Source organism: Pseudomonas sp. SDO5532_S415, assembly GCF_054071155.1.
This window is the reverse complement of sequence record NZ_JBSVWS010000245.1, coordinates 1-6,595: the sequence shown is the minus strand read 5'-3', so window position 1 is coordinate 6,595 and position 6,595 is coordinate 1. Positions and strand designations below refer to the sequence as shown.

Here is a 6,595-nt window from a genome sequence, read left to right as displayed (position 1 = left end):
AGGACACCGCCCTTTCACGGCGGTAACAGGGGTTCGAGTCCCCTAGGGGACGCCACGATTACCCGCTCTGCGGGATTTTATAAGGGTCATTCAATTATTGAATGGCCCTTTTGTTTGTCTGGCGTTTGGCCAAATCCCCCATTTCTTTCAAACTGTTCTTCAGACCAGCGGTCACATCCACGACTTGCAGAAAATTATTATGAGAATAATATTCTAGTCGTAATATTCGGAGGCAACGATGAACGATAAAAAAGCTCAAACCCGCGAACGCATTCTCAAGGCCGCCAGCGCAGCGCTGATCCAGCGTGGCCCGGCCGAACCGAGCGTGGGCGAAGTGATGGGCGCGGCCGGCCTGACCGTCGGCGGCTTCTATGCGCACTTCGAAAGCAAGGACGCGATGATGCTGGAGGCGTTCAAGCAGTTGCTGGGTCGCCGTCGTGACTTGATTGCCGACATGGATGCCGAGTTGACCGGTGAAGAGCGTCGCGCCTTGGTCGCTGCGTTCTATCTGTCACGCAAACACCGTGATTCCAGCGAGTCTGCGTGCCCGATCCCGGCCTCGATCGGCGAGCTCGGACGTCTGCCTGAGACGTTCCGGATCGCGCTGAACGAGCATTTGGAGTTGATGGTCGCGCAGTTGGCGGCCAGTCCTGAAGATATCGACAAAGCTTTGGCCGACATGGCCTTGATGGTGGGCGGTCTGGCGCTTGCACGGGCGCTGGGTCCTGGTGATTTATCCGATCGATTGCTTCGCGCCGCCAAGTCTGCGGTGCGTTGACCTGAAGGCAAAGCCTTGGGAGACAGCGATGAGCACGTTGAAGTGGGTTCGTGGCGTTAATGGCACCTTGGGTTGGTTTGCTCCAAAACTGGTCGCAAGCAAAATGCGATTGGCGTTCATGACGCCGCGAGATTTTCCACCGCGTGATTGGGAATTGCCGTTGCTGGCAAAGTCCGAACGGATCACTTTGCGTTTCGGTCTCTCGGCGTTGCGTTGGGGGCAGGGGCCGGCGGTGTTGCTGATGCACGGCTGGGAAGGTCGGCCAACGCAGTTTGCCAGCCTTATCACCGCGCTCGTCGATGCCGGTTACACCGTGGTTGCCCTCGATGGTCCGGCACACGGTCGCTCTCCGGGCACCGAGGCGAATGTCGTGTTGTTTGCCCGTGCCATGCTCGAAGCCGCCGCCGAATTACCGCCGCTGCAGGCTGTCATCGGCCATTCCATGGGCGGCGCCAGTGCCATGCTTGCCGTGCAACTGGGCTTGCGGACTGAAACGCTGGTCAGCATCGCCGCGCCGGCGCGGATCCTCGGCGTACTCCGTGGTTTTGCCCGCTATGTGCGATTGCCACCGAAAGCCCGTTCGGCATTCATTCGCCAGGTCGAGAAGGACGTTGGCATGCGTGCTGCCACGCTGGATGTCGCGCACTATCAACTGGACATGCCTGGTCTGATTGTCCATGCCGAGGACGACAATTTCGTCCCGGTCAAGGAATCGCAATTGATCCACGAAGCCTGGTTCGACAGCCGCCTGTTGCGCCTGGAGGAGGGTGGTCATCAGCGGGTCCTTGCTGATCCGCGGGTCATTGATGGCGTGTTATCACTGCTGGCCGGTCGTAGCCTGCAATCGCGCCAATCGGCCTGAGCATCCGTTACACTGCCCCGGTCGAAATCATCTGACCGGGAGTGGGGCATGGGCTGGGATCGGGCAACGCCATTTATTATTGATCTGCAGGTGGGCGCCGAGGATATCGACGGCCTGGGGCACGCCAACAACGCGGTGTATGTGACCTGGCTCGAACGCTGTGCCTGGCGCCACTCCCAACGCCTTGGCCTGGATCTGGTCGAATACCGTCGACTGGACCGGGCGATGGCGGTGGTGCGGCATGAGATCGATTACCTGGCGGCCGCCTATGAAGGCGACGAACTGCAATTGGCGACGTGGATCGTCGATTGGGACCAGCGACTGAAAATGACCCGCCATTTCCAATTGAAGCGCCCCAGCGACAATTCGACGTTGCTGCGCGCGCAAACCACCTTCGTCTGCATCGAACTGTCCACGGGCAAGCCCAAGCGCATGCCGGCGGAGTTCATTGAGGGCTATGGTCCGGCGTTACAGATATTGGACACCGCCAAAATCTAAAATGTGTGCGGGCTTGCTCGCGAAGACGACGGCACATTCAATATTGATGCCGACTGATACGCCGCTTTCGCGAGCAGGCTCGCTCCCACAGTTGATTGGGGTGATCGGGACTTTTTGTGCTCGGCACAGCTCCCACGGGGTGATCTGCGATGTTCTGCAGATTCCCTCCGAAACCAGTAAACTGCCGCACGTTTTTCGTTGAGTGTGTTTTTCATGCAAATTGCTTTGGCGCCCATGGAGGGGTTGGTCGACAACATCCTGCGCGACGTACTGACCCGTGTGGGCGGTATCGATTGGTGCGTGACCGAATTTATCCGGATCAACGATCAACTGCTGACGCCGGCCTATTTCCACAAATTCGGCCCTGAACTGCTGACCGGTGCCCGAACCGCGTCCGGTGTGCCGCTGCGCGTGCAATTGTTGGGTTCAGACCCGGTTTGCCTGGCGGAAAACGCCGCGCTGGCCTGTGAGCTGGGCTCGGAAGTGATCGACCTGAACTTCGGCTGCCCGGCCAAGACCGTGAACAAATCCCGTGGTGGCGCGGTGCTGCTCAAGGAGCCTGAGCTGCTGAACCGGATCGTCGAACATGTCCGTCGCGCCGTTCCGGCGCACATTCCGGTGACGGCCAAGATGCGTCTGGGCTTCGACAGCCCGGACGGTTCGCTGGTGTGTGCCACCGCCCTGGCCGAAGGGGGCGCGGAGCACATCGTGGTTCACGCGCGGACCAAGACCGACGGCTACAAGCCTCCGGCACACTGGGAATGGATTCCGCGGGTACAGGACGTGGTCAAGGTGCCGGTGTTTGCCAACGGCGATATCTGGAGCGTTGAAGACTGGCGCCGTTGCCGCGAGATCAGCGGCGTGGAAGACATCATGCTGGGCCGCGGTCTGGTTTCGCGTCCGGATCTGGCCCGGCAAATCGCCGCGGCGCGTGCCGGCGAGGAGGTTGTCGAGATGACCTGGGCCGAACTGCTGCCGCTGCTCCAGGACTTCTGGCTGCAAGCCAAGGCACAGATGACGCCACGTCAATCGCCGGGACGATTGAAGCAGTGGCTGGCGATGCTGACGCGCAATTACCCCGAAGCGGTTGAGCTGTTCACTGTCTTGCGGCGCGAGACCGAGCTGGATCAGGTTTCGCGTTTGCTGGGGCTGCCGATGGCTGAAGCAGCCTGAACCTATTGTTAAAAAAAACCGAAAAAAACTCTTGAAATGCAATCAGCGGTCCCTATCTAAGGGTTACGCGATGCCGAATTCGGGTCGCGGAGACAAAAAACCTTGCTGATTGTTTTCAGGAGATTTGAATCATGAGTACTGCATTTTCCCTGGCGCCTCTGTTCCGTTCCTCGGTAGGCTTCGACCGTTTCAACGACCTGTTCGAAACCGCCCTGCGCAACGAGCCAGGCAGCACCTATCCACCCTATAACGTCGAAAAGCACGGTGACGACCAATACCGCATCGTCGTGGCGGCAGCCGGTTTCCAGGAAGACGACCTGGAGCTGCAAGTGGAAAAGGGTGTGCTGACCATCAGTGGCGGCAAACGTGATGCCAACGAAGGCGTGACCTTCCTGCATCAAGGCATCGCTCAGCGTGCCTTCAAACTGTCCTTCCGCCTGGCGGATCACATCGAAATCAAGGCCGCCGGCCTCAGCAACGGGCTGTTGAGCATCGATCTGCTGCGGGTTGTTCCGGAAGAGGCGAAAGCCAAACGCATCCCGATCAACGGGACGCAAAAGCCGGCTCTGCAACACTAAGCCGAAGCAATGAAAAGGGCGCCGTTGGCGCCCTTTTTTGTACCTGCGTTTTAACGCTGCCGGCTGACTGTCGCCGCTTCCACGACACGCGGATGCCGGGACGAAAACAGTAAGCCACCGGCGATTTGCCAGATCACGGCAAAGGCACCCACCAGAAACACGATGTCGCCGAAGGTGCGGACCCAGCGCAGGGTTTGCAGCAGGTCCTGCTGCATGAACGCTTCGCTGCGGGCGTACCACAAGCCCTGGCTGGCGCTCGCGTAGAACTGCAGGATGCCGATGGGCAGGAGGCTGGTGACGATCATCAGCATCAGGCCGCCGTTGAGCCACCAGAACCCGGTGTTCATCAGTCGGTCGTTGAACTGCAGGTTCGGTCGCAGGTAACGCAGGATCAGCAGGCTGAAGCCCAGCGCCAGCGAGCCGTAAACCCCGAACAAGGCCGCGTGTGCATGCATGGGCGTAGTGTTCAGGCCCTGGATGTAAAACAGCGCAATCGGCGGGTTGATCAGGAAGCCGAACACACCGGCACCCAGCATGTTCCAGAACGCCGTGGCGATGAAGAATTGCAGCGGCCAACGAATCTGCGCCATCCAGGTTGCGCGTTCTTTCAGGCGCCAGTTTTCCCAGGCTTCGTGCCCCAGCAGAATCAGCGGGACCACTTCCAGCGCGCTGAAAGTTGCGCCCACGGCCATCACTGGCGTGGTAGTGCCGGCGAAGTAGATGTGGTGAAACGTGCCGGGAACGCCGCCGAGCATGAACAGCGAGGCCGAGCCGAGGGTGGCGGTGGTGGCCAGGCGCTTGGAAACCAGGCCCATGCTGGTAAAGATGAAGGCCAGGGCGGTGGTGGCAAAGACTTCAAAGAAACCTTCGACCCACAGATGCACGACCCACCAGCGCCAGTATTCCATGACCGACAGGTTGGTGCGCTCGCCGTAGAACAGGCCCGCGCCGTAGAACAGACCGATGGCCACCACCGACGCCGCGAGCAGCGCCAGCAGGTTTTTATCACCGGGCTGACGCAGGGCAGGAACCATGGCACGCAACATCAGCACCAGCCAGAACACGATCCCGGCAAACTTGGCGATTTGCCACAGACGGCCCAGGTCTACGTATTCGTAACCCTGATGCCCCAGCCAGAAGCTCCAGTCCTGTGGCATCAATTGCGCGATGGCGAGGAAGTTGCCTGCATACGACCCCACAACCACCAGTACCAGCGCCCAGAACAGCACATCGACGCCGAGCTTCTGCCATTTCGGGTCTTTGCCGCCGTTGATGAACGGCGCCAGAAACAGGCCCGCTGCGAGGAAGCCGGTGGCGATCCAGAACATGGCGCTCTGCAAATGCCAGGTCCGGGTCAGCGAGTAGGGAAACCACTTCGACAGCGGCAGCCCGTAGAAATCCTGGCCCTCGACCGTGTAATGCGCCGTCACCCCGCCCATCAATACCTGGAAGCCGAATAGCCCACCGACCAGCAGCAAGTACTTGCCCAGGGCCTTTTGCGAAGGTGTGAGTTTGATCAGGCTCAATGGATCCTTGGCCGGGACCTTGGGCTCGCCTTCTTCGTGGTTGCGCAAGAATGCCCAGCCCCAGACCAGGAAACCGATACCCGCCAGCAACACGACGATGCTGACAATCGACCAGACGATGTTTTCGGCGGTCGGGTGGTTATCGATCAAGGGTTCGTGGGGCCAGTTGTTGGTAAAGGTCGCGTCCTGGCCGTCGCGTTCGGTAGCGGCGGCCCAGGCGGTCCAGAAGAAAAAGTACGTCAACTGCTGGCGTCGCGCGGCGTCGGGCAAGGTGTTTTCTTTCATGGCGAAGCTTTCGCGGCTGCCGTGCAGCGAAACGTCGTTGCCGAACAGCGCATGGTAATACGCAGCGGTTTGCGCGATGGCTTGCACGCGGCGCTCGCTGAGCACCAGGGTGCCGTTCACCAGCCGGTTGCCGCGGTACTCGCGTTTGAGTTGATGACGCAACAGAGCCTGCTGATCGTCGTCGATGGCCTGGTAAGCCTTGCCGTAAGTCTGCTGCGCCGCCAGGTCCAGCCAGGCGAGCAACTCGCGGTGCAGCCAGTCGGCGGTCCAGTCCGGCGCCTGATAGGCGCCATGACCCCAGATCGAGCCCAGCTGCATGCCGCCAATGCCCTGCCAGGCGGTCTGGCCGTCGAGGATGTCGGAGGCTCGGAACAGGGTCTTGCCTTCGACGTTTTGCACCTGCTCGGGAATGGGCGGTGCCTGCCGATAGATCTCGCGGCCGAACCATCCGAGCAGGCAGAAGGTTACGCCGAGGACGCCAATCAGCGACCACCATAATTTGCGGTATTCACCCATGGAATCACCTCAATGTTCCAAAAAAAACGCCCGCATAACGGGTATGCGGGCGCAGAAAACCCGGCCCTGTGATCGGGAAGAGTGGCCTGGGTATTGCACGGGAGAATGATCGGCTGCCGCGATCATTCATCGGCGGGGCGAGACGTTTGTCTGCCGACCGAATGCGTGGTCTCAATGTAAGTCGCACCCGGTACGACGTCACTCGTACACAGGGTCAGTGGGGTCATGTGTGGGTTTAAGCGATTCATACACAGGTATGAAAGCGGGCTTGTCCGAGGATTACGGCTCGCCTGCGAACTTTCTTTGTAAGCACCTGAAGCCAATGTGGGAGCGAGCCTGCTCGCGAAGACAGAGTGTCAGTCGACATCAATATTGACTG

Annotated in this window: 6 protein-coding genes; 5 read left to right on the top strand and 1 reads right to left on the bottom strand. The window is 59.9% G+C overall.

What is annotated here, in order from left to right; translation table 11 throughout:
- Positions 1-238 precede the first annotated feature (238 nt).
- From ACW9HW_RS28220 to ACW9HW_RS28200, 5 genes are all read left to right on the top strand, one after another.
- Positions 239-778, top strand: a complete 540-nt coding sequence (locus tag ACW9HW_RS28220; RefSeq protein WP_095193294.1) for a TetR/AcrR family transcriptional regulator — start codon at positions 239-241, stop codon at positions 776-778.
- A gap of 28 nt (positions 779-806) precedes the next feature.
- Positions 807-1,640 (top strand): alpha/beta fold hydrolase, encoded by an 834-nt coding sequence (locus ACW9HW_RS28215; RefSeq protein ID WP_095193295.1) that lies wholly within the window; start codon positions 807-809, stop codon positions 1,638-1,640.
- Between the two features lie 48 nt (positions 1,641-1,688).
- The gene (locus ACW9HW_RS28210) at positions 1,689-2,138 is read left to right on the top strand and encodes an acyl-CoA thioesterase (RefSeq protein WP_457402605.1); all 450 of its coding nucleotides are present in this window, start codon (positions 1,689-1,691) and stop codon (positions 2,136-2,138) included.
- A gap of 213 nt (positions 2,139-2,351) precedes the next feature.
- Complete coding sequence (locus tag ACW9HW_RS28205; protein ID WP_457402603.1) at positions 2,352-3,311, top strand: tRNA dihydrouridine synthase; 960 nt, start codon at positions 2,352-2,354, stop codon at positions 3,309-3,311.
- Positions 3,312-3,442: 131 nt separating this feature from the next.
- On the top strand, positions 3,443-3,889 hold the full coding sequence (locus tag ACW9HW_RS28200) for an Hsp20 family protein (RefSeq protein WP_095193298.1): 447 nt from the start codon (positions 3,443-3,445) through the stop codon (positions 3,887-3,889).
- A gap of 50 nt (positions 3,890-3,939) precedes the next feature.
- On the opposite strand, the gene ACW9HW_RS28195 is transcribed toward ACW9HW_RS28200, so the two are convergent.
- Entirely contained in the window at positions 3,940-6,216 is a 2,277-nt protein-coding gene (locus ACW9HW_RS28195; protein WP_457402601.1) for a nitric-oxide reductase large subunit, read from the bottom strand.
- Positions 6,217-6,595 lie beyond the last annotated feature (379 nt).